This is a genomic window from Flavobacterium sp. B114r (assembly GCF_056824125.1).
The window spans coordinates 3,792,364-3,816,089 of the sequence record NZ_CP124858.1 but is presented as its reverse complement, the minus strand read 5'-3'; the positions used below and the strand labels follow the sequence as shown (position 1 = coordinate 3,816,089).

17 protein-coding genes are annotated in these 23,726 nt (G+C 35.8%); 3 read left to right on the top strand and 14 right to left on the bottom strand.

The features are described 5' to 3' along the window. Positions 1–24: 24 nt before the first annotated feature. Entirely contained in the window at positions 25–1,659 is a 1,635-nt protein-coding gene (locus tag QLQ94_RS16165; RefSeq protein WP_072959494.1) for an IS1182 family transposase, read from the top strand. Positions 1,660–1,729: 70 nt separating this feature from the next. On the opposite strand, the gene QLQ94_RS16160 is transcribed toward QLQ94_RS16165, so the two are convergent. The 6 genes from QLQ94_RS16160 to QLQ94_RS16135 form a co-directional block, all read right to left on the bottom strand. Continuing rightward, entirely contained in the window at positions 1,730–2,860 is a 1,131-nt protein-coding gene (locus QLQ94_RS16160; RefSeq protein WP_271337295.1) for an acyltransferase family protein, read from the bottom strand. A gap of 32 nt (positions 2,861–2,892) precedes the next feature. Then, complete coding sequence (locus tag QLQ94_RS16155) at positions 2,893–5,103, bottom strand: glycoside hydrolase family 3 C-terminal domain-containing protein (RefSeq protein WP_482497813.1); 2,211 nt, start codon at positions 5,101–5,103, stop codon at positions 2,893–2,895. Between the two features lie 29 nt (positions 5,104–5,132). Further along, positions 5,133–7,415 (bottom strand): beta-glucosidase BglX, encoded by a 2,283-nt coding sequence (gene bglX, locus QLQ94_RS16150; protein WP_482497811.1) that lies wholly within the window; start codon positions 7,413–7,415, stop codon positions 5,133–5,135. A gap of 311 nt (positions 7,416–7,726) precedes the next feature. Next, on the bottom strand, positions 7,727–9,370 hold the full coding sequence (locus tag QLQ94_RS16145) for a DUF6377 domain-containing protein (RefSeq protein WP_482497809.1): 1,644 nt from the start codon (positions 9,368–9,370) through the stop codon (positions 7,727–7,729). A gap of 220 nt (positions 9,371–9,590) precedes the next feature. Beyond that, positions 9,591–11,867: a catalase/peroxidase HPI gene (katG, locus tag QLQ94_RS16140; protein ID WP_427402874.1), complete on the bottom strand. Its 2,277-nt coding sequence runs from the start codon at positions 11,865–11,867 to the stop codon at positions 9,591–9,593. A gap of 164 nt (positions 11,868–12,031) precedes the next feature. Next, on the bottom strand, positions 12,032–13,075 hold the full coding sequence (locus QLQ94_RS16135; protein ID WP_427402873.1) for an aldo/keto reductase: 1,044 nt from the start codon (positions 13,073–13,075) through the stop codon (positions 12,032–12,034). Positions 13,076–13,585: 510 nt separating this feature from the next. On the opposite strand from QLQ94_RS16135, the gene QLQ94_RS16130 reads away from it, so the two are divergent. Then, positions 13,586–13,837 (top strand): NAD(P)H-binding protein, encoded by a 252-nt coding sequence (locus QLQ94_RS16130; protein ID WP_271337301.1) that lies wholly within the window; start codon positions 13,586–13,588, stop codon positions 13,835–13,837. Between the two features lie 263 nt (positions 13,838–14,100). Here QLQ94_RS16130 and QLQ94_RS16125 read toward each other — a convergent pair whose 3' ends face one another. The 7 genes from QLQ94_RS16125 to QLQ94_RS16095 form a co-directional block, all read right to left on the bottom strand. Next, entirely contained in the window at positions 14,101–14,613 is a 513-nt protein-coding gene (locus QLQ94_RS16125) for a PRC-barrel domain-containing protein (protein WP_271337302.1), read from the bottom strand. A 201-nt stretch (positions 14,614–14,814) separates the two neighbouring features. Continuing rightward, a complete protein-coding gene (locus tag QLQ94_RS16120) occupies positions 14,815–14,982 on the bottom strand; it encodes a hypothetical protein (protein WP_271337304.1) in 168 nt (55 codons plus the stop codon). Positions 14,983–15,397: 415 nt separating this feature from the next. Further along, complete coding sequence (locus QLQ94_RS16115; RefSeq protein WP_271337305.1) at positions 15,398–16,330, bottom strand: NAD-dependent epimerase/dehydratase family protein; 933 nt, start codon at positions 16,328–16,330, stop codon at positions 15,398–15,400. Between the two features lie 67 nt (positions 16,331–16,397). Further along, entirely contained in the window at positions 16,398–16,745 is a 348-nt protein-coding gene (locus QLQ94_RS16110; protein ID WP_271337306.1) for a nuclear transport factor 2 family protein, read from the bottom strand. 372 nt (positions 16,746–17,117) lie between these two features. Continuing rightward, positions 17,118–18,140 (bottom strand): LLM class flavin-dependent oxidoreductase, encoded by a 1,023-nt coding sequence (locus tag QLQ94_RS16105; RefSeq protein WP_482497806.1) that lies wholly within the window; start codon positions 18,138–18,140, stop codon positions 17,118–17,120. Between the two features lie 58 nt (positions 18,141–18,198). Then, complete coding sequence (locus tag QLQ94_RS16100; protein WP_271337308.1) at positions 18,199–19,086, bottom strand: AraC family transcriptional regulator; 888 nt, start codon at positions 19,084–19,086, stop codon at positions 18,199–18,201. A gap of 201 nt (positions 19,087–19,287) precedes the next feature. Further along, the gene (locus tag QLQ94_RS16095; protein ID WP_482497804.1) at positions 19,288–21,225 is read right to left on the bottom strand and encodes an oleate hydratase; all 1,938 of its coding nucleotides are present in this window, start codon (positions 21,223–21,225) and stop codon (positions 19,288–19,290) included. A gap of 425 nt (positions 21,226–21,650) precedes the next feature. Here QLQ94_RS16095 and QLQ94_RS16090 point away from each other — a divergent pair, with 425 nt between their 5' ends. Further along, a complete protein-coding gene (locus QLQ94_RS16090) occupies positions 21,651–22,364 on the top strand; it encodes a ThuA domain-containing protein (RefSeq protein WP_482497802.1) in 714 nt (237 codons plus the stop codon). 50 nt (positions 22,365–22,414) lie between these two features. Here the strand turns inward: QLQ94_RS16090 and QLQ94_RS16085 are convergent, their stop codons facing one another. After that, a complete protein-coding gene (locus QLQ94_RS16085; RefSeq protein ID WP_482497800.1) occupies positions 22,415–23,665 on the bottom strand; it encodes a sensor histidine kinase in 1,251 nt (416 codons plus the stop codon). Positions 23,666–23,726 lie beyond the last annotated feature (61 nt).

Genomic DNA, 23,726 nt, shown 5'->3' with positions numbered 1-23,726 from the left:
TCTTATATTTAAGTACTAAAATCAATGATTATGCAGCCAGTTTTTAAGCCTCATTCGGTTCACCAGCAAGATCTTTTTCCATTGAATTTAAATGATCTGATCCCAGAGAATCATTCTGCCCGATTAATAGACAGTGTTGTTGAACAGTTGGAAATTTCCGAGATTATATCACAGTTTAAAGGCGGTGGAAGATCCAGCTACCATCCTAAGATGTTATTGAAAATATTGTTTTACGGATATCTCAATAATACCTATTCCAGCCGAAAGCTGGCTAGAGCCGTGAAGGAGAATATATATTTTATGTGGCTCTCGGGAGGACTTCAGCCGGATTTTAGAACTATCAATGACTTTAGAGGAAAAAAATTAAAAGGGAATATCGAAAAACTTTTCAGCCAGGTCGTTCTGATGATGGTAGATTTAGAGCTCATTAGCCTGGAGAGACAATTTATTGATGGTACTAAAATAGAAGCCAACGCACATAAATACAGCTTTGTGTGGAAGAAAGCAGTTGAAAAACATAAAGACAGGCTTCAGGGAAAAATCGATGCTGTTCTGGCAGATATTGGTCAGGCTATCGAGTCAGACATTATGCATACTGATAACCAAACTGATACCAAGGTAGATAGTAAGAAATTAGAAGAAAAAATACACGAGATCAACCAAAGTGAAAAAAAGCAGAAGCTGAGTAAACAGCAGAACAAATCACTTCAAAAACTCGAGAAAGAACAGCTTGTAAAACTTAAAGAATATGAGAAACATCTCGAAATTCTGGGGGATAGAAACAGTTATTCGAAAACCGATACCGATGCTACTTTTATGCGCATGAAAGAAGATCATATGGGCAACGGACAATTAAAAGCGGGTTATAATATTCAGATTTCTACAGAAAATCAAATTATTACACATTACTCCACCCACCAGACTTCTACTGATTTTACCACATTAAAGACTCACTTAGAAGGATTCAAAAGCAACTACGGCAAACAATCTGCAAAAGTTATAGCCGATGCGGGCTATGGAAGTGAGGAAAATTATCAACTCCTTGAAGACAAAGAAATTGATTTTTTTGTTCCCTACAACATGTACCGTATCGAAGAGACCCGTAAGCATAAAAACAATTTATTCCACGCACAAAACCTGTTTCATAATAATGAGCAAGACTTTTTGGTTTGTCCAATGGGGCAGCAAATGCCTCGTATCTTTACTAAGAAATCAAAAACTACAACTGGTTTTGAACAGTATCATTCGGTATATGAGGCTTTAAATTGCGCAGGATGTCCTCTGCGGGGGCAATGCTTTAAAGCTAAGGGGAACAGACGGATAGAAATTAATCACAATCTTCAAAGACTGAAATTCAAGGCAAGAGAGAATTTAGAAAGTGAATTGGGCAGGGAAATTTATAGTAAAAGATGTATTGAACCAGAGCCGGTTTTTGGTAACATCAAGCAAAACAAAGGATTTAAAAGATTTACACTTACCAAAACAGCCAAAGTAAATACTGAATTTGGCCTGATTGCTATTGCTCACAACTTTTCTAAATGGATCGCTAAAATCCGTTTGGGCAATTTTAACCTCATTTTTGATCTCGTAGAAGCTTTAGAAAAGTTTATAGAAGACCATTTTAGCCCAAATTTACATTTTTCAAGAAACACTCTGTAAATTTACTAGTATAATAAAAGAAAGAGGTCGTCTTTTCAGACAACCTCATTGAACAAGGGATTATAATATATTATTGATGTTTTTTTGAAAGCCATTTTCTAACTGGTATATCATATAATTTGAGAAAAACATAAGAAATTATGATGCAGAATATCAAAACTGCTAACGCAACTCCAAGCGAATTTTCTAATTGAATATTGTTATTGGATACCCATGCATAATATACATACAAAATTGGAAAGTGCGTAATGTAGATAGGATAAGATATATCGCCCAGAAAACTGCACAAACGTTTTGATACTGCACTCTTAATACTTCCGCTGGCACCTATATATACAACTAAAGGAAACAATACTATAATTGTAAGCGAATCATAAATACCATTCCACCATAAGTGTTCAGAACCTCCTACTCTTGGGAATGACATAATTGCAACAATAAGAAGACTACTCCATAAAAATGCATTTTTAATGTTTCCGGATTTAAATAATCTTCGAAGCAGTATTCCCGCCAGAAAAGGAAAAGCTAATCTGGTAAATCCAATACGCAATTGCTCAAAATCAAGTGACCAGCCTCCAATAATATCTCCATGCGGACTAAATACGGCTAAATGTATCAACGCAATTGCTGCAATAACAACCAAAATCCACATTATTGTATTTGAAACCTTGCGTAGTATCAGTGCATAAAAAATATTGGCAATATATTCAAAGAACAAAGACCATGCAGGGCCATTTAAAGGATACATTTCTGACCAACCTCTAATATCTAATGACCCAGGTACAGGTATTAGAAACCAACCGAACACCATTACCAAAATAAGTTTCCAAAAAGGGGTTCCTTCTATTGCGGGAAACATTGCACCGGCTGCAAAGTAAAAACACACTGCCCCGAGTGTCATCCCTACAATTATCATGGGGTGCAAACGTATGAGTCTTCTTTTTAAAAATCCTGTAAGAGACATTGTATTCCATCTGTCATCATAAGCGTGTGCTATTACAAAACCAGAAAGAAGAAAGAAAAAATCAACTGCAAGATAGCCGTGATTGATAAGCTGTTTAGTATGATCGCCACCTGAGAAAACCTCAAGAATATGAAAGGCAACCACAAGAATAGCGGCTACACCCCGAAGCCCGTCAAGAATCTCATAATGTTTTTTAGAATCCTTGAAAACGGTTCCCTGTGAAGAAATAACTTCCATTTATTTTTTGTTTTTGATTTATATTAATTGAATTATTTTAAACGGAAATTAATTTTAGCTCTAATATCTGCTGATGAAGCTCCAATCAATGCCTGAAAATCTCCAGGTTCTGCTATCCATTGATGTTCTTTGTCATTGAAAAAACTCAAAGCGTCTTTTTCGATCGTGAAAGTGATTGTTTTTTCTTCACCCGCTTTTAGAAAAACTTTATCAAAACCTTTAAGTTCTTTTACAGGTCTTGGTAGTGAAGACTTAATATCAGAAATGTATAACTGAACAACCTCTGCCCCATCACGTTTACCTGTATTTTTTACCTTAACAGAGAAAGAAATTTTATCATCCTGAGTAATATTTATTTTGTCAGCTTTTATGTCGCTATATTGAAATGAAGTATAACTAAGTCCGTATCCAAAAGGGAAAAGTGGTTTTATTTTTTCTTTCTCATGCCATCTGTACCCCACAAAAATACTTTCTTTGTAAGTAACCTCGTCTCCACCAGGATATGAGTTAAAAGCGTGTGCAGCATTATCTTTTAATGCAACGGGAAAAGTAAATGTTAGTTTCCCTGATGGATTGACATCACCTAGCAATACTGCCGCCAAAGCAGTACCAGATTCAGATCCAAGAAACCATCCCTGAACAATAGCCGGAACCTCTTTCTCCCAAGGCATCGCTACAGCATTACCGGAAATATTGATATAAATTAAATTTGGATTGACTTTTGCCAGTGCACTTATTAGTTCATTCTGACCATATGGAAGTTCGAGTTCTTTTCGATCATTGCCTTCACTATCTTGGAAATCACTTTTATTCAGACCTCCCATAAATAGAACTACATCAGCTTCTTTTGCTAATTTCAGCGCTTCATTTTTAAGTTCTTCGGCACTTCGGTTTTCTGTAAGGTTTTGTCCGGAAACTACGCCATTATAATTTCCGCTGGCATCTCCTACATATCCTCTTGCATACGTTACCTGAGCTTCATTGCCAATTCTTGCCTGAAGTCCTTTAAGAGGCGAAATCTCGTATTTGGCTTTAAGCGAAGAGCTTCCTCCTCCTACTGTCATCATCTTGATAGCATTTTCTCCAATAACCGCTATTTTTTTATATTTTTTTATATCCAGAGGCAATATTGCTCCCTTATTTTTCAAAAGTACAATCCCTTCTTCTGCAATACTTCGTGCTGCAGCGGCATGTTCTGGTGTACCAAAAGATCCCCACGGTCTGTTCCTGTCCATATTGGTCCTGAAGATAAGACGCATTATGTTTCTAATTTTTTCATCAAGTTCTTTAGTACCAACTTCGCCGGACTTTATCAAATCAAGATAAGGTTTTGCCAGATAATAATTATCATAAGCATTACTTGCACCCCATGTAAGGCCATCTGTCCAGGTTCCAAATTCCATATCAAGACCATTATAAATAGATTCTTTGGTATTGTGAACACCTCCCCAGTCTGCCACTACAGCGCCATCAAAAGACCACTCTTTTCTAAGGATATCCTGCAGCAAAAAATTATTATGACATCCTTGCAATCCTTTGTATTTATTGTATGATCCCATAACTGCCCAAACATCTCCTTCCTGAACGGCTGCTTTAAAAGCCGGAAGATAGATTTCATAAAGTGCACGGTCATCTACAATTACATTTACCCCATGGCGATTGGTTTCCTGATTGTTTAATGCAAAATGCTTCACACAAGCCGCTACTCCATTTGACTGAACCCCGCGAATGTAAGGTACAACCATTTGGCCGGCAAGAAAAGGATCTTCGCCCATGTACTCGAAATTTCTTCCGTTTAGAGGGCTGCGATAAATATTAATTCCGGGACCCAGAATTACATTTTTATTTCTGTAACGTGCTTCTTCTCCAAGACTTTTTCCATACAAAAGCGACATATTTCTATTCCAGGTAGCAGATAATGCAGTAAGAGCCGGAAAAGCAATACAAGAATCATTAGTCCATTCTGCCTGCTGCCATTCATCCCATTTTACTTCAGGACGAATTCCGTGAGGACCATCAGTCATCCAATTCTCCGGAATTCCTAGACGAGGTACTCCGGGAGAACTAAATTTAGATTGTGCATGCACCATGGCAATTTTTTCTTCTAATGTCATCTTCGAAAGCGCATCTTCAATACGCTGTTCTACAGGTTTTGAATCATCAAGATATATTGGTAATGCCTTCTGGGCCGTGACATTCAAAACGGACAGCATTATAAAAGCAGTAAATAATTTATATAACATAGTTTTTTAGTTTTTCGGATTGTGGTTTTTTATTTTAAAGTAATCGAAGCAGTTTGTACATCATTACTGCTGGTTCCTATCATGATTTGAAACTCACCAGGTTCGCTTACAAAGTCAAGTGCGCTGTTATAGAATTTAAGCATCTCCTGAGTGATTATAAACTTCACTATTTTTGACTCTCCGGCTTTAAGAAAAATTTTATCAAATCCTTTAAGCTCTTTTACAGGTCTTGAGATACTGGCTTCCATATCTCTGATGTAGAGCTGTACAGTTTCTGCTCCATCCTTTACTCCGGTGTTCTTTACATTTACTGAAGCTGTAAGTGTTCCGTCAGCGCTCATTTCAGTTGCGCTCAACGTTATGGGACTGTATTGAAATGTAGTATAACTTAATCCGAAACCAAATGGATACAAGGGAGCATTCTTTTCGTCCATATAATTGCTCCTAAATTTCTCAAAGCCCTTATCAGATGCTGGTCTTCCAGTATTTAAATGATTATAATAAAGTGGAATTTGAGCCACACTTCTTGGAAAAGTCGATACCAATTTTCCGCTCGGGTTTACATCACCAAAAAGTACATCACCTATCGCTTTGGCCGATTCGCTTCCGCCAAACCAAACATTCAAAATTGCAGGCACATTTTCCTGTTCCCAAACAAGTGTCATAGGTCTTCCGGCAAATAAAACCAGCACTACCGGTTTTCCTGTCGCTAAAAGTTTCTCCAAAACTCTTTTTTGTACAGCTGGAATTCCAATATCTGTGCGGCTGCTTGATTCTCCGCTCATTTCAGACGACTCACCCATTGCTGCTATAATTACATCTGCTTTTGAAGCCGCATTAAGTGCCTCTGCAATAAGCTCATCTTCTGTTCTGTTGTCCCACGGAATGTCTCTGCCAAACATTGTGGCATCTTTTTGCATTCCCTTATCACTTAATAGATTAGAACCTTTCGCATATAAAACAGTAGCTTTATTACCCACAGTCTCGCGCAATCCTTCAACCAGACTAAGCGGTTGATCAAGTTTCGCGGCAACACTCCAGGTACCTACCATATTTGACTTTGTGTCTCCCATTGGTCCAACTACTGCAATTGTTTTTGCTTTGGATAAAGGCAGAATATTTCCTTGATTTTTTAAAAGAACAAAACTTTCAGAAGCCGTTTTGCGCGCTGCTGCCCTGTTTTCATTTGTATATATTTCTTTCTGCGCTCTTTTAGTATCACAAAACTTATAAGGATCTTTAAATAATCCCAATTTATACTTGGCTTCAAGAACACGTTTGCAAGCCTGATTTATTTTTGCAACATCAACCTTTCCTTCTTTTATTGAAGCAGGAAGTGTATTTAAGAATCCTTCTGAAACCATATCCATATCCAGTCCCGCATTGAGTGCAGCGGCTGATACGTTTTTTAAATTGCCAAGTCCGTGATTCACAATTTCACCTACTCCCCCATAATCAGCTACTGTAAACCCATCAAACCCCCATTGTGTACGAAGTACATCGGTCAACAGCCATTTATTAGCATGGGCAGGAACAGCATCTACCACATTAAAAGATGCCATAACACTTGCCACTCCTTGCTCTACTGCAGCTTTGTAGGGATAAAAATATTCATTATACATACGAATATGGCTCATGTCTGCAGTGTTGTAATCTCTTCCGGCTTCTCCCGCTCCATACAATGCAAAATGTTTAACGCAGGCCAGAATATTAAATTTTTCTGAAAATGTATTATCCTTTCCCTGATATCCTCTGATCATTGCCTTTGCAATTTGTCCGCCTAAGTACGGATCTTCACCACTTCCTTCAGAAACACGTCCCCATCTTGGATCTCTGGCAATATCAACCATAGGGCTAAATGTCCAGCTAATACCATCGGCACTGGCTTCTTTGGCAGCAATTCTTGCAGATTCCTCTATAATTTTCATATCCCAGGTACAAGCCAATCCAAGAGGAATTGGAAAAACGGTTTCGTAACCATGAATAACATCCATACCAAAAAGCAGCGGTATTTTCATTCTGCTTTCTTCAACAGCAATTTTCTGAATCTCTTTGATTTTCTTAACTCCCTTGATGTTGAACATTCCTCCTACAAGACCTTTACGAATCTTTGCTGCAATATTGGTATTGCTGCCCAATCCTGTTATTATATCTCCCTCACTAGGCAGGTTCATTTGTCCTATTTTTTCTTCTAAGGTCATCCGGTTCATCAATTCGCTGACGAACGCCTCCATTTTTTGATCTTTTTGCTGCTGGGCATTCATTTGAAATGCTGCTGCCAGAAACAACACTGCTGCTAATTTTTTTTTCATATCTATTTATAATTTATCGACTTCAGGTTTATTTTTAATAGTGATAAACCTTGATGTTGTAAAACTATAACGATATAGTACGCATGCGGCATTGTAAAATAAAAATGTAGAAATCAAAAACACTCAAAATACTCATTATCAATAAACTAAACAATGTATCATGTTTTAAAAAGTAGTCGCCACGCCTTAAAAATGTAGTTGAAAAAAGAAAAAAAACGCGGTCAAAATACTACATCATTCCCTATACAGGTTTAGACTTAGGTTTTGTTAGGTATTGAAAAGACAGGAATGTCGCGAGATAAAGATTGGTCTTAAAGCCCATTCGACCTGCTGCCGGTTTTCTCCAGTCTTTTAGTGAACTCTTCTTTCGAATAGCTCGTTTTATTGCGAATTTTAGTTCGGTAATTATAAATAGTACTCATAGAAAGCCTTAAAAAGGAAGCAATTTTATCGCTGTCTTTAATACCAAGTCTTTCAAGAGCAAAAATGCGGAGTTCTGTAGTAAGTATTTCTCCTTCTTTAAGAGTAATTTTCTCTCCGTCTGCAAGGAGTGCATTAAAATCTATGGTAAATTCAGGGTAAAGCTTAATAAAAACACTGTCAAATTTTTGATACAATTCAAGAAGTTCCTGATCTATTGTATCATTTGATTTTAAAATATTAGTCAAATCAACAAATTGCCTGCTAACAGCTTTTTTATAAAGTTTGCGTCTGTAATCTTCCATTTTGTTAATATAAGACGAGCAGATATCAAAAAACTGTGCTATATATTCTTCTTTTATATTATTGGATTCGTTGAGCTGCTCATTGAATACTTTGAGTTGCTCATTTGCAGCCTGAAATTCAGAATTAAGCTCCTGAAGTTCTTGTGCCGAGTCTGAAAGTGCTTTTTTTACTCTCGACAAACGTCTCATCTGACGGTAGATGTAAAAAATTAAACCAATTAAAAAAACACTGAGAACACTTACAGAGGCAATATAAATTTGAAGCTGCTTTTTATTTTTCTCTGCTTTTTTCTGATATGCCGCATTAATAATCGAATAAAACTCTGACATCATTAGTGTTCTAAATTTTACATTGCAGAATACTGCATCTTCAAGAGCTGATTTTGCATACTTATAAGCCAAATCAATTTTGCCATTATAGTAATTGTATATCGCAAGATTCTGGATCGCTCCCTGATCTTTTGTTGCTGTTTCTATATCTGTTATTGCTGCCAGCGTATAATAATCGATTCCTTCTGCGTATTGTTTATTGCGCATACTGATATTGCCCAGAATATAGGCACACATTGCATACTGAGATTTTTTAAGGTCCTGAGAATAAAACAATTCTTCCAGATTCTGTTTGGCTGCACTATAATCCTGTTTATTAATTGAACGCAGGGCTAAATTTACTTTGTATTCTGAGGATTGAGAATCTAAAACAGAGAGTAATGAATCTCTATAAACATCTATTTGTTTAGTGTAGTATTTACTGGGATTATTAGTAGCGTATTGCTCAAAAAATTCAATATAAAATTCGAAATAAGTCTTTTTTTGATCCTTTGAAAGCGTACTGGTTTGAATTGATTTAAGCAGTTTCTCAGATTCTAAAAAACGTCCGCTTGCAGAATATACATTGGCTAGGTGCAGGACAGCATTTGTCCTAAAATCTGCTTCATTAAAGGAATCAGAGAGCTTTACATTTTTCATAACAAAATATAAAGCAGAATCAATTTTATATTTCCGGTATTCTGTGTACAATTTTTGATTCAGCAAATACTGATTCTCGAGTGAATTGTTTTCTTTTAGAGCTTTTCTTAATTTCGATGTTCTTTTGTCTTTAAGGGCAGAATAATCCGCTTTATGCTGTATGGCAAAGTCAAGTTTAAGACGTAATGAATCGTTTACATTTCCAAAACAAAGAGTGACAAATAAAATTAATAAAATGGAGATTATACTTTTCTTAAACAAAACCTTTGATTTAAATTATGATACTCCAAAATTTTTTTGGAATCATGCAAATATATGCAAATTCGCATTTTATTTGAATAATTTATTTTATATAACGACTAAAAAAAATAGCTGGTATATGCAGTCAAAAAAACATCAGTTTAGAAAGTTCTGCCTATGACAAAAAAAAAGAGATGCTGATTAGATTGCATCTCTTTTTCAATTGTTTTTTATTTAAATTTTATCTTTTTAAATCAAACCTGTCCAGATTCATTACTTTGTTCCAAATGGCGACAAAGTCATTTATAAATTTTTCATGTGAGTCAGTACTTGCATATACTTCGGCAATTGCTCTTAATTCTGCATTAGAACCAAAAACAAGATCTGCTCTTGTTGCTATCCATTTAGGCTGCCCTGTTTTGCGATCGTTTCCTGTATAAAGTTCTTTATCATTTGAAACTGCCTGCCACTGGGTACTCATATCAAGAAGATTTACAAAAAAATCGTTTGTCAGCTGTCCGGGACGATGTGTAAAAACACCATTTTTGGTACCATCAGTATTAATGTCCAACACGCGAAGTCCGCCTAAAAGCACTGTTAATTCTGGTGCGGTTAAGGTTAGTAAATTGGCTTTATCGATTAATAGTTCCTCTGTAGTTACTGTAGATTTTGTTTTTCGAAAGTTACGGAACCCATCCGCTTTAGGCTCAAGATATCCAAAAGATTCCACATCGGTTTGTTGTGCAGAAGCATCCATACGCCCCTGAGAGAACGGCACTTTAATGCTAAAACCTGCAGCTTTTATTGCTTTCTCTACCCCAACTGTACCTGCTAAAACTATTGTATCTGCAAGTGATACTTTTTTTCCGGTACTCTGTGCATTATTAAATTCATTCTGAAGATTTTCCAGTTTTTCCAGAACTTGTTTCAGCTGTGCAGGATTATTCACTTCCCAGTCTTTTTGCGGAGCTAGTCTGATACGCGCACCATTTGCGCCACCACGCTTATCAGATCCTCTAAAAGTCGAAGCCGAAGCCCACGCCGTTGCAACTAATTGTGAAATACTTAAGCCTGAATTTTCTATTTTTTCTTTTAATTGATTGATGTCATTTTCTTCTATTAAAGAATGATTTACTTCAGGAATCGGATCCTGCCATAAAAGTTCTTCCTGAGGAACATCAGGTCCTAAATAACGGGAAACCGGTCCCATATCACGATGTGTCAGTTTAAACCATGCACGAGAAAAAGCATCTGCGAACTGGTCAGGATTTTCAAAAAATCGGCGTGATATTTTCTCGTACGCAGGATCTAATCGTAAAGATAAATCTGTGGTAAGCATCGTTGGTAAATGCTTTTTAGCAGGATCAAAAGCATCCGGAATAATAGGTTCAGCGTTTTTAGCTACCCATTGATGAGCACCGGCAGGACTTTTTGAAAGTTCCCATTCAAAACCAAATAAATTTTCGAAAAAGTTATTGCTCCACTGTGTTGGTGTTTTGGTCCAGATCACTTCAAGTCCGCTGGTAATAGCATCAGGACCTTTACCGGAACCAAAACTATTTTTCCAGCCAAATCCCTGATCTTCGAGGTCTGCCGCTTCTGGTTCTTTGCCCACATGGTCAGAAGGAGCTGCACCATGAGTTTTACCAAAGGTGTGTCCTCCTGCAATTAAGGCTACAGTTTCTTCATCATCCATTGCCATTCGTCCAAAAGTATCTCTGATGTCTTTAGCTGCTGCGATAGGATCCGGATTACCATCAGGACCTTCAGGATTTACATAGATAAGTCCCATTTGTACAGCTGCCAAAGGTTTTTCTAAGTTTCTGGAATGAATATGACCATCAGCATCGTCATCAGATGAAACCACACCGTGATCCTTCGGCACACCTTCTGAACCATCTTTGTAACGCTCATCTCCTCCCAGCCATGTGGTTTCAGATCCCCAATAAACTGATTCATCCGGTTCCCACACATCAGCACGTCCTCCAGCAAAACCAAATGTTTTGAACCCCATCGATTCTAAGGCAATATTTCCTGTCAATATCATTAAATCTGCCCATGAAATTTTTCGCCCATACTTTTGTTTAATAGGCCACAACAATCTGCGGGCTTTATCAAGGCTTACATTGTCCGGCCAGCTGTTAAGAGGGGCGAAACGCTGTTGTCCTGCGCCTGCACCACCGCGACCATCTTCAACGCGGTATGTTCCTGCGCTGTGCCATGCCATTCTGATAAAAAGACCTCCGTAATGACCAAAATCTGCAGGCCACCAATCTTGCGAATCTGTCATAAGCTCGTGCAAATCTTTCTTTACTGCTTCGAGATCAAGACTCTTAAAAGCTTCGGCATAATTAAAGTCCTTATCCATTGGATTTGATAAGGCTGAATTCTGTCTCAGTATATTTACCCTGAGTTGCTTTGGCCACCAGTCATTGTTTTTTGTACCTCTCGCGGCTTGATTGTCCATGCTGCCATTATGAAAAGGGCATTTGCTGATGTCGTTCGATTTATCCTCCATAATTCAAAATTTTAATTTGATACTAATTTACAAACTAAATGAAAAGATTGTTATCAGTATACATAATAATTATTTGTTCTTTGATAGTTAAAATCTATTCAACAGAAATTCAGAATAAAAAAGCGAAGTAAAATTACCTCGCTTTAATTTAAATTTCATCCTGATTATTTGTAAAAATTAGGTATCGGATTTAATGTAAGATTCTGTCTTTGATGCCAATAAGGATAAATTGGATTAACTTCACTTGCTTCATCGAGCCTCTTGATTTGATCAAGACTAAGATTCCAGCCTATAGCACCAAGATTTTGTCTTAACTGTTCCTCGTTTCTTGCTCCTATTATTATCGTCGATACAGTAGGGCGCTGCAAAAGCCAATTTAAAGCTACTTGCGATATTGATTTTCCAGTCTCGCCGGCAATAACTTCTAAAGCATCCGTAATTTTAAAAAGATGTTCTTTCTCTATTCCTGATTCTGGTACGGGACTTCCTCCTCCTGCGACACGACCTGTATTGGGCCAGTCTTTTGTTCTGCTAAATTTACCGCCCAGTCTCCCTCCTGCTAACGGACTCCAGATAATACCTCCCACTTTTTGATCTAATCCCAATGGCATTAACTCCCATTCATACTCACGATTAACAAGCGAATAATATACCTGATGGCCTATATAACGATTCCAGCCATACTTTTCAGATAATGCCTGAGATTTCATTAAATGCCATCCTGAAAAATTGGAAGCTGCTATATAACGTACTTTTCCACTTTGAACCAGATCGTCTAATGTGCGTAAAGTTTCATCAACAGGTGTATTTCCATCAAAACCATGCATATGGTAAATATCAATATAATCTGTACCCAGCCTTTTAAGACTGCCTTCTATTTGTTTTAATAAATGATACCTGGATGATCCCTGATTGTTAGGTCCCTGGCCAAATGTGAATGTAGCTTTTGTTGATATCAGCAATTGATCTCTTTGGTGATCTGCAATTGCTTTGCCTAATACCTCTTCTGCCAAACCATCTGAATAAATATCTGCCGTATCAAAGAGATTAACTCCTGACTCTAAACATATATTTACAAGTTTCTTAGCTTCCTCAACCTGAGTACTGCCCCATTCCTTAAAAAAATCATTTCCTCCGCCAAAGGTGGCTGTACCAAAACTCAATACAGGAACTTGTAATCCTGAATCGCCCAATTGTCTATATTCCATAATTTTATTTTTTATTAGTGTTTTTTTTAAAGGCATTCATTAATCTATTCCAAATTATTTTTAAAACCATACCTACTGCAAAGCATTATAAAATCTTTTCTAATTTTCCTGACCTCAGAAATAATAAATAGCCTATTCTCAGCATAAGCTTAGTTTATTATGACAAAGTTCTTCATTTAAATTAAATATTTTCTTGTAAATTTCCATCAAATACTTGTAAATTTCCATCACAAAATGATTGCGACAATTTGATACATTAGTTATTGACGAATTGGAAGAAAATAAATTACCTTAGAACAAATTGCTCAAGTAGTTGGTTTTACGGATGAAAGTCATTTGTCTAATTATTAAAAAAAGAAAATCACTCCAAATCTGTATAGAAAGAAAACTAATAATGAAGTTTTAATATCTGAGACTAATACTGTTCTTAATTTATAAAAAATAGACTTAAAATTGATCACAATTATTACTGGGATAGTTCTGCTTCGGTATGTAAAGCTATTGATCAGGATGACAAATTTTAAGATTATTTTTGATGACCATAATGCACAGGAATTTTTGATCCAGAAGTCTGCAATAAACTGGACTATAGCCAGACCTGTTGGCTTAAACGAAAATGAAACTTTAGGAAAATTAGACATTACCTATGACCACAAACTAAGACCGTGCCGGATGAGCCGTAAACTACTTGCTAAATTTTTTATTGATAATTTATATACTGAAACTTATAATCGAAAAATGCCAATGTTAGCTGAAAAATGATAAATAAAATTATACTTCAGCAACTAATAATTGTAAGTAAACTAAATATTCACTTTGAAAAAAATATGTTCTTAATAAAATAATTATCTTCATAAATTGACTTGAAAACATACCAATATTAAGTATGTAACAACTCAAACTTCATTCTTCAATAAAAAAAAGAGGGACTGAAAGTCCCTCGCAAAACAAACCCCTGCACTTTTAGTGCAAAGCGATTAGTATATCAAATGTTGGCTTCCTGATGCAAATTATATGAAGAACCGCTATTTGTTGTCAAATTCTCTGCGGTTGTAAAAAGAATCATCATCACTATAATAAACAGAGTTAGGATCGTTTTCAGGATAATAAGACTTCATTACTCTTCTTTCATACTCCCTGTTAAAATTGTATTCCCTGTTATATCTGCTTGTGTTTCTAAATGTATCATATCCTATGTTGCTAGCCATAACAATTTTTGTGTCTTTATTGATATTAACCGATCCAATAGGTATTATAACATGGTTGTCGCCGTCTTTGTAGGTAAACTCCTTTTCGTTCTCGCTCGCTATAGCATTATGAACTTCATTACGGCTATCTTCAATTAATGCTTTATCTACTTTCACATCTAGATATACAACACGCTTCATATCTTTATTAACCCAAAGATTATCAATTGTGCCTATAGTGCGGTTGTCAGCGTCTACTATTTTCCATCCTCGTACATCAGGATAGTTCGAAGCAATTTTATAATCAGAAAGTTCATCCAATCTGTATAAATTTTTATCTTTATTTTCCATAAATATTTTTTTAGTATTAAAAATTATTTTTCGCTAGTCTGGCTGCAGGATACTTTTACTTTTTAAGTCTACCTTGTTTTATCATGGAAAACAAATTCACGAAATACCTTTATAAACCAATGTCAAAAAAATGTAGAGGATAATTATAACAAAGTTTATTTCGTGAAGAAAAAGCTGTTTTCATCGCTGCATTTCTTCTAGTTAATTTGTCGTATTGTCTGTACTTGTAGTATTTTCAATTTCTACACTGTTATCACTTTGCGTCACGTTATCTTTCAAAAAGATGTAGTATATAAGTGCTGCGATCAACAGGACTGCTACAATCCATGGCCATACTGGCTTCTTTTTCTCAATTTTAATTTCTGCCATAACTCATTTTTTTTTTTGATTATATAAATAGTTTTAATATCCTATTAAAGATACAAATGAGTTGAGTTTAAGAAATATTTAATTTCAGCAGGATGTTACACAATTCCCAGTAGATGAATCTGAAAGGCAACTTTAATGTTTTAATCATGAACAGAAAAGCCCATTTCTTAACGAAATGGGCTTTTTTATATTTTCAATCCACTATATCTTCCATTATCTTAAATATTCAAAATATTCATTCTGTATACAAATTAGTTAAAGGACTGTCGAAACTCCAACGGAGACTGATTGGTTTTTATTTTAAATAGTTTGCTGAAAGATTGTGGATGTTCAAAACCAAAACTCGAAAACTATTGTATTATATAAAAATCTATCTTTTTCAACTCAGAAACTAAAGCATAAATGATAATTAGCTTTATTCGATTTTATAATCTTTCAAAATAATTTTAATACCCTCTTGGTAGGTTGTTACCCTGAAGTCAGGAAATCGTTTTTTAAATTTAGAGGAATCAAAAATATTGTCAATCGCATATCGTGGCAATAATTCCAAAGTTTCTTTGACGAAAGGATTGAAAACCGCTGCAATTTTTAAAATGAATGCGCCTAATTTACCGTAACTGATTTTTCGTCCTAATTGTTTGGATATTTCTTCCATAAATTCTTTGAATGTTAATCGGTCATCATCACATGGTAAATGCCATGTCTGTGAATAAGCATTATCCGTATTACCAATTTGGGCCATTGCCCTACTGGCATCAGGAGTAAAAATTAAGGTTCTCTTTACATTGTCATTCAGCAAAAATTTTGGTTTTTTATGCTTTTGCAAATTTCCAAATACAAGATCATTTGTAATTCCCTTAGTTTTGCCCGGTCCATAAAATTCAGGTGCCCGACAAATAACAGCGTTAATTTCCTTTTTCTCAATAGCATCTAATAACAATTCAGCAGCTATTTTTTTTGCCATTCCTTTTTTACCGCCAGGTTCCAAAGGAGTGTTTTCGTTTTGAATTTTACTCCCTTGCGGATAAGCGTAGGTATTGTCAAAATAAACAAGTTTACATCCATGTTCTTTACAGCCCAAAATTACATTGGTCATTATAACAGGCCATTGCCTGAGCCATAATTCAGACTCATATGGCAGGCCTACAGTAAGGTAAGCAATATCAGTATCTGCCAGCGCAGCGTTTACACTTTGCGGATCCAGCAAATCACATTTGAATAAAATATCTTCTTCATGAACTTTCTTTGGGTTTCGTCCAACGAGCTTTATTTTATTGGTATAGTTAAGGCGTAATACTTTAGCCAGTTCTTCTCCAATTATTCCGTTTGCCCCTAATATTGTCTGCATTTTTTTATATAAATTTAATGAAATCTACGGTAAATAAAAATCGTATCTCTATTACTTTCGTTCTTCTCTATATCGATATTACAAAAGCTTTTAATTCAGACATTTTGCCTTCTCGAAAATGCCAGACATCGCAATATGAATAGTGAGTCTCATTTCCGTTTTCGTCTTTCAGGGAGATTTTGCCGACTGCCGTAACGAAATCATTTTCAGCTATTAAATTTTCGACTATGAATTGTGGGGGCTCTAAATATTCTTTTGCCATATACTCTCTAACAGCTTCCTTTCCTTTCAGGGTTTTATCACCTACAAAAGTCCAATGCGTGTCGTCAGTGCAAAAAGACAAAAAGCCCTCATTATTTCCTGCAGTAAGCGCTTTATTTGCCATTTCCAGTATTGCTTTATTATTCAAATCCATATACTGTTTTTTAATTGTTTGTTTTATTGTCACTTTCAAATTTAATAATTTAATGTCATTTAATTTTTACATTACTAATCAAATTCTAATCTAAGAATGGATTTTAATTGACTTTTTGCTTAGGAATACTTGACACTTTTTCTATATTTATCCATCATTATTTTGAATAAATCTTTATTGGAAGGTGGAGAAAGAACAATTGCTTTAGACCCTGAAGATATAGATTCCTGAATACTTAATATACTTGTGCCACCTGTTGCCATAACAGGAAAGCCAGGGAAAAGTCCGTAATTATTAAAAGCAAAAAGCACATTCCTTACGAAATGTGCTTTTTTTTAATGTCATGGCATTAAGTATTTATTTTGAAAAAAATTAACGCCAGCCCAGCTCCGGGGCAATATATTTTAGTATCGTCGATAGTATATGAACATTGTACTCAACTCCTAATGTGTTGGGTATCGTCAGCAATAATGTATCCGCTTCCTGAATAGCTTCATCCTGAGCCAGCTCAGCAATTAGTTTATCCGGCTCAGCTGCATAACTCTTTCCGAAGATTGCGCGTTTATCACTTTCTATATTGCCAAAACTATCAGCCCCTTTTCCTTGATTTCCAAAGTAGTATTTGTCCTGATCGTTGACCAGTGCAAAAATCGAACGGCTTACTGAAACTCGAGGTTCATGTTTATGTCCTGCTTTTTTCCAGGCTTCTTTATATATCCTGATCTGTTCTGCTTGTTGAATATGGAAAGGTTTCCCGTTTTCGTCATACTTCAGGGTAGAACTTTGCAGGTGCATCCCGTTTTCAGCAGCCCAAATAGCCGTAGCATTAGATGCGGCTCCCCACCAGATACGATCTCTTAATCCTTCTGAGTGCGGTTCAAGACGCAATAAACCAGGCGGATTGGGAAACATTGGATTAGGATTTGGCTGTGCAAATCCTACACCGTTAAGTTTGTCTAAAAACTCTAAAGCTTTTTTACGCCCCATATCGGCATCTGTTTCGCCTTCATCAGGTTGGTAACCAAAAGCACGCCATCCATCAACAACCTGCTCCGGTGATCCCCTGCTAATTCCTAATTGCAAACGTCCTCCTGAAATTAAGTCAGCAGCACCGGCATCCTCAACCATATACAGAGGGTTTTCATACCGCATATCGATAACGCCTGTACCAATTTCTATTTTACTTGTCTTAGCGCCGATAGCCGAAAGTAAAGGAAAAGGTGATGCTAGTTGTTTTGCAAAATGATGTACCCTGAAATAAGCGCCATCCACACCAATTTCTTCTGCGGCAACAGCTAAATCTATAGACTGAAGCAGTGTATCACTTGCCGTACGGGCTTTATAGGAAGGATGATCTGCCCAATGCCCAAACGATAAAAATCCTATTTTCTTCATAGATAGCATGATTATTATTTACTAATTCAAATATACGCATCATTATTGAGCTTTGTAACTAGTGCGACAGATTTTGCAGTCGTCGGTAATCTGTAGGTGAGATAGAAGAATGTTTCTTGAAAAAGCGTCCAAAGGCAGAAACGGAGTTAAAACGCAATCGATAAGCAATATCACTGATATTAATTGCCGGATTACCTAGTAAAACGACTGCTTCTTTTAGTAAATGGGCATCAATAATTTGGTGAGGTGTTTTATCAACAGCCTTTTTTACAATATGAATGAGGTATTTATTTGAGATATGCAGTTTTTGTGCATAATAATTTACGCCTTTATGCTGGCTAATATTATTCATAACGAGATCAAGAAACTGAAAATAAATTTCCTTTGGATTGTTTAAAACCAAAACGTTATCCTCTTTTTCCTCAGGTAAAAATTCAGCTGTTTCTAATAGCAGGTTGAATATTATAGTCCTGATGATTTCATCCTTGAATTTGAGCGTTGCTTTAATTTTGTTTTCAAGATATTTCATCAGCTTAAACAGCCTTTTAGCTTCTTGTTCCCTGAGGCACATTATCTCATATGACTTATCCTTAAAAAAAGTAAGTCTTTCGATGATAAACGGATCTGATAAATTTTTAAGAAGAAACTCTTTTTCAAAAAAGAGCAATTTCATTCGAAAGTCTTCACTATTATTTTGAAAAGCAATAATGGTTGCCGGTCTCGCAAGTAATAAACTAAATTGACGAATATAATGCTGTTGCCCGTCAATTACAATCGTAATATCACCTTCGAGACAAAGACATAATGAGTAATAATCCATCCGAAAAGGTTTCTGAGGATATTCTAATTGCTTTTTACCGGAAGAGACATAATAAGGCAAACAGTTGTCGACCTCAAAGTAAGCCAGTGTGTCGCTTATTTTATCGTAAAGTTTATCTTCCTGCATAAATGTTGCTTCAAATTGTTTTGGAAAACTAATTTTAGCATAAAAATAAGCAATTATGGTTTATGACGCTCTATAAATTACCATCAATTTTAAATCAGATTACAGTTTAAATAATATAAAAATGACACCAAAACAAAGAGTTGAGGTGTCATTTTTTTTAGAATATTATCCTGTAAAAAGTAGATGGGTCCTGTTTAGATTTTAGTCTCTAATTCCACCTATCCAATGTTTCAATTTATTAAGTTGTTCTGTAAAGAAAGACTCATGATCCTGCGAATCTTCGTTTTCGACAAGCAGATGTTCGTAGTACGTTCCTTTTAGAAATTTTCTTAAAAGCCCCTCTCCTACTATTGGCTCATAATCGTTTAGTGATTGTGCTGCTTTAAGTAAGTGGCGAATATCATATTGTAACGGATTAATATCGGGTACCTGTTTGTTTAAATTCAACAACTCATAAACCGCTATTCTGGCAGTTCGTACTGAACTTTCCATCGTAAATACAATATCATTATTGGTTTCTACAAATTGTCCCACTAAACCTAGATTTTTACAGCCTTCAGGAACAACTTGCGGACGATCGCCTTTTGCTCTTGGCATAAACATAGAAGTGATATAGGGCATAAAGGAACTGCGGACGATTGTATTTTCTACAATATTATCGAGTTGGTCAATAATCCCTAAATGATGTGCCAATTCTGCCAAAAGCTCATTACCTGTACATTCCGGCATTGTTTTTTTGACATAATCACCTTCTTTATCCATAAAAAGGGCATAAATCCAAATCACTAAAATATCATCCGGCTGATCCGGGAAATGTGGTTGTCTGTTACAGGTAAAGCTCATTAACCAGTTTGAATCACTAATCGTAACAATTCCTCCAGTTGCAGTCTTGCCTGAGTAAGGATCGTTTACGCATAACTCTTTTACTTTCTCTGTAAAAGCTGAAGGTTTGCAGGTAAGTGTAGCAGATTCCCAGGAAGATTTTTCGATATTGCCACAGAATTTTTCAGGATTTCCAAAAACAGGCGATTTCGCAGCCAGGTTTTTCCACAGTTTCCATCCGGCACTTTGTCCGCTATTATTTTTATCTAATTTAATAGCCGGTGCAGTTACATTATCACCATAAAAAGTATCCTCTGTCATTGAGCCTGTTGTAGCAATTACGTAATTTTCTTTGCCTACAGGAATTCTTTCTTCTTTACCGTCTTTTTCTATAATGATGGCTTCGACAACTTTGCCATTGACATCACTATGAATATCTAAATCTTTTACGAGTGTATTAAGGTCAATTTGTACCCCTTTGCTTTGTAAAAACTTTCTAAGAGGCGTAACAAATGTATCGTATTGATTGTATTTAGGGAAAACCAGACACGAAAGGTCTTTCATTCCGTCTATAGCATGCAGGAAACGGTGCATATATAATTTACATTCTAATAAACTGTGCCAGTTTTCGAAGGCAAACATCGTACGCCAGAAAAACCAAAAGTTACTTTCAAGAAAAGATTTGCTAAAATAGTCTTCGATAGTAATATCATCAAGATCTTCTTTCCTTTTAAGCAAAAGCTTAATGATGGCAAGCTGATCTTTTTTATCCAGTCCAAATTTACTAAAATCTTTAATCTGACCTTTCTTATGAATTAGTCTGGCTTTTGAGTAATTAGGATCATTATCATTTACCAGACGATATTCGTCTAATACGCTATAAGGAGCCGGCAGCTCCAGAGCGGGAATATCCTGAAATATATCCCAAAGATTTTCATACGTCATATCCATCTCACGGCCACCACGAATAATGTAACCGTCGGTCGTATTTCCGGCACCATCCAGGGATCCGCCATCAACGTGCAGCTGATCCAGAAAAATAATATTCTCCCCCGGAACATGAGCGTCACGAATTAAATAATAGGCTGCAGCCATTCCTGCGATACCACTGCCTACAATATAAATTTTGCTGTCTTTGTACGATTTTGTTGGAATCGCTTTATTGCGCTGATAATTCCCTATTTGATCTGAAAAAGGCATTGTTTTTTCAGGTGTATTAATTTGAATCTCTTTACTGGAGTCAGGTTGATGGTTCACATTTCCATACTCTTTTGAAGCCTTTAATATTTTTTCGAATTTTGAAGTGGTAGAACTCATAACTAATCTATTTTTTGATTTACTCAAAGTTAAGAGTACCTGTAGGATAATCTGCATCCCTAAATTCATTATTGCTATCCCTAAATTCCGTTTTTCCTGAGCGTATAAATAACTGTAACTTTAGAGTATGTGTGTTTTGAAGAACCGAAATGCCATATTCCTAACTTAAAAAAACTACCCTATAAATGTTGATTTGGCTAAAGCCTTATTATTCCAGTTATTAAATACGCTCACCTAAAGCAGGAGGCTGGTCAATACTAAAAACTTGACAACTTTAGGCAATTGTTTTTATCGTAATAACTATTTACTTTTCGTAATTTGCCCTTATAAAAAATTGCAGTTATTCTAATAGAAGATAATACGTGAAAAACATATTTATAGTAGTCAATTTAGTACTGGTGGTTTTTTTATTTCAAACGTCTTGTATGGCTCAGACATCAAAAAAGTCAAGATTCAAAGCCTTGGTTTTGTATGAGAACGGCGGACATCATTTGCCTTTTACAACCGCTGCAAAACCATGGCTCAATAAACTGGCAATTGACAGCAGTTTTACCATTGATTATATCGAGAATACTAAAACAATTAATGAGGCTCTTTTAAAAAAATATCAGGTTTTTATACAATTAGATTACCCGCCATATACCTGGAGTGAGGAATCTATGAAGGCTTTTCAGAAATATATGAATGATGGTAAAGGCGGATGGATTGGGCTGCACCACGCGACTTTACTTGGTGAGTTTGACGGATATCCAATCTGGCAATGGTTCTCTGATTTTATGGGCGGGATACAATTTAAGGATTACATTCCGGCTTTTGCGACTGCCAAAGTAAATATTGAAGACACGTCGCATCCTATAATGAAAGGTGTTCCTGCCAGTTTTTTTGTAAAAAAGGAAGAATGGTATATTTATAATAAAAGTCCCAGACAAAATGTTCATGTAATGGCTTCAGTAGATGAAGCTACTTATGAACCTTCTTCAGCAATAAAAATGGGCGATCATCCCGTGATTTGGACCAATCCTCATTTTACTGCCCGAAATGTATATATTTTTATGGGGCATGCTCCGGAGTTATTCGATAATGAAGCATATACTACATTACTCAGAAACTCTATTTTTTGGGCAGCGCAAAAAAAATAAAATATCCTGTCTTCCGGCTTGGGTATTTGGTTTGAAATTATACTGTCTTTCTAATTTCTAAACGCTTCTAGTGGTACCGAAAATTTAAAGGTACTTCCCTTTCCCGGTTCACTTTCTGCCCAGATTTTACCTTGGTGTCTGTTTATAAGTTCACTGCAAAGCAGTAATCCCATTCCGTTTCCCATTTCGTTGTCCGTGTCTCGTTGAATCACTTTTCCGTTAATCTTAAATAATTTTTCTTTTATCAGGTCCGGAATTCCAATGCCGTTATCTGTAATTGATATTTCTGCATTCTGCTGTTTCCTTTGTACCCTGACTGCGATTTTACCATTTGTATCCGTAAATTTAATCGCATTGTTCAATAAGTTACGTACAATGGTATCAATCATTTTTTTGTCTGCCTCGACTTCTATTTGTTCAGTTGATTCGAACAAAAGATCAATGTTTTTGTTGAGTGCTGCATTCTGATTGAGTTCTATATTTTCGTTAATCAATTTGTTTAGTGTGATTTTTTCAGGACTGTATTCCATCATTCCTGTTTGTGCCCCGGACCACCCTAAGAGATTGTCCAGTAATTTATACGTGTTTTCGTTTGATTGATGCAGCACTTTTGCAATTTCCCTGATTTCTCCGTGGTTGCCTTCTTTGATATCTTCTATCAATAGTTTCGAAAGCGCTACTGATGATCCCAATGGTCCTCTCAAATCATGGGCGATTATAGAAAAAAATATATTTTTATCGTCTAACAGTTTCTGAATTTTAAGATCTTGTTTTTTCTTTATCAATAATAAAAATCCAATTGTACCTGTGAAAGCCAACAAAAACGAGCTTATATTGTACAAACTGTCTAATGTGGGATTGAAAAAAAATACATTTTTAGGATTAAAAAAGATATAAAGTATGCGTATCAATAGCAGAATTTCAAATCCGGCGTAACAAAGCGGATAAAAATTTCGGGAAAAATTATGCTTGTTTTGATTGAAATGACTGATCGTGGTAGGTAAATAAACAGCAAATATTCCCATTAGAATAATTAGGATGCGCGTATTAATTGTAGCTTCAAGTAGTACTGCAACGTTGAATATAACGGATGCAATACTGGTTATCGCTATTTGTAATTGGTAACTTTTCTTTGGTTTTAAATTCGAAAATGGCAACATTGCAGTCGTTTCGTAACAACAGGCTATAAAAATGATTGTAACGGCAATATTGACTGAAATAAAATCTGAGATGACGTTCCTTAAAAGAATCAGCACCCAGCCTACGGTTAATAATAATTTTGAAATGCCTAAACCGTTCAAAATTTTCCTGCTCTTACTTGTCGCATACGAAAATGAATAACTGAAAATAAGGATACTTATA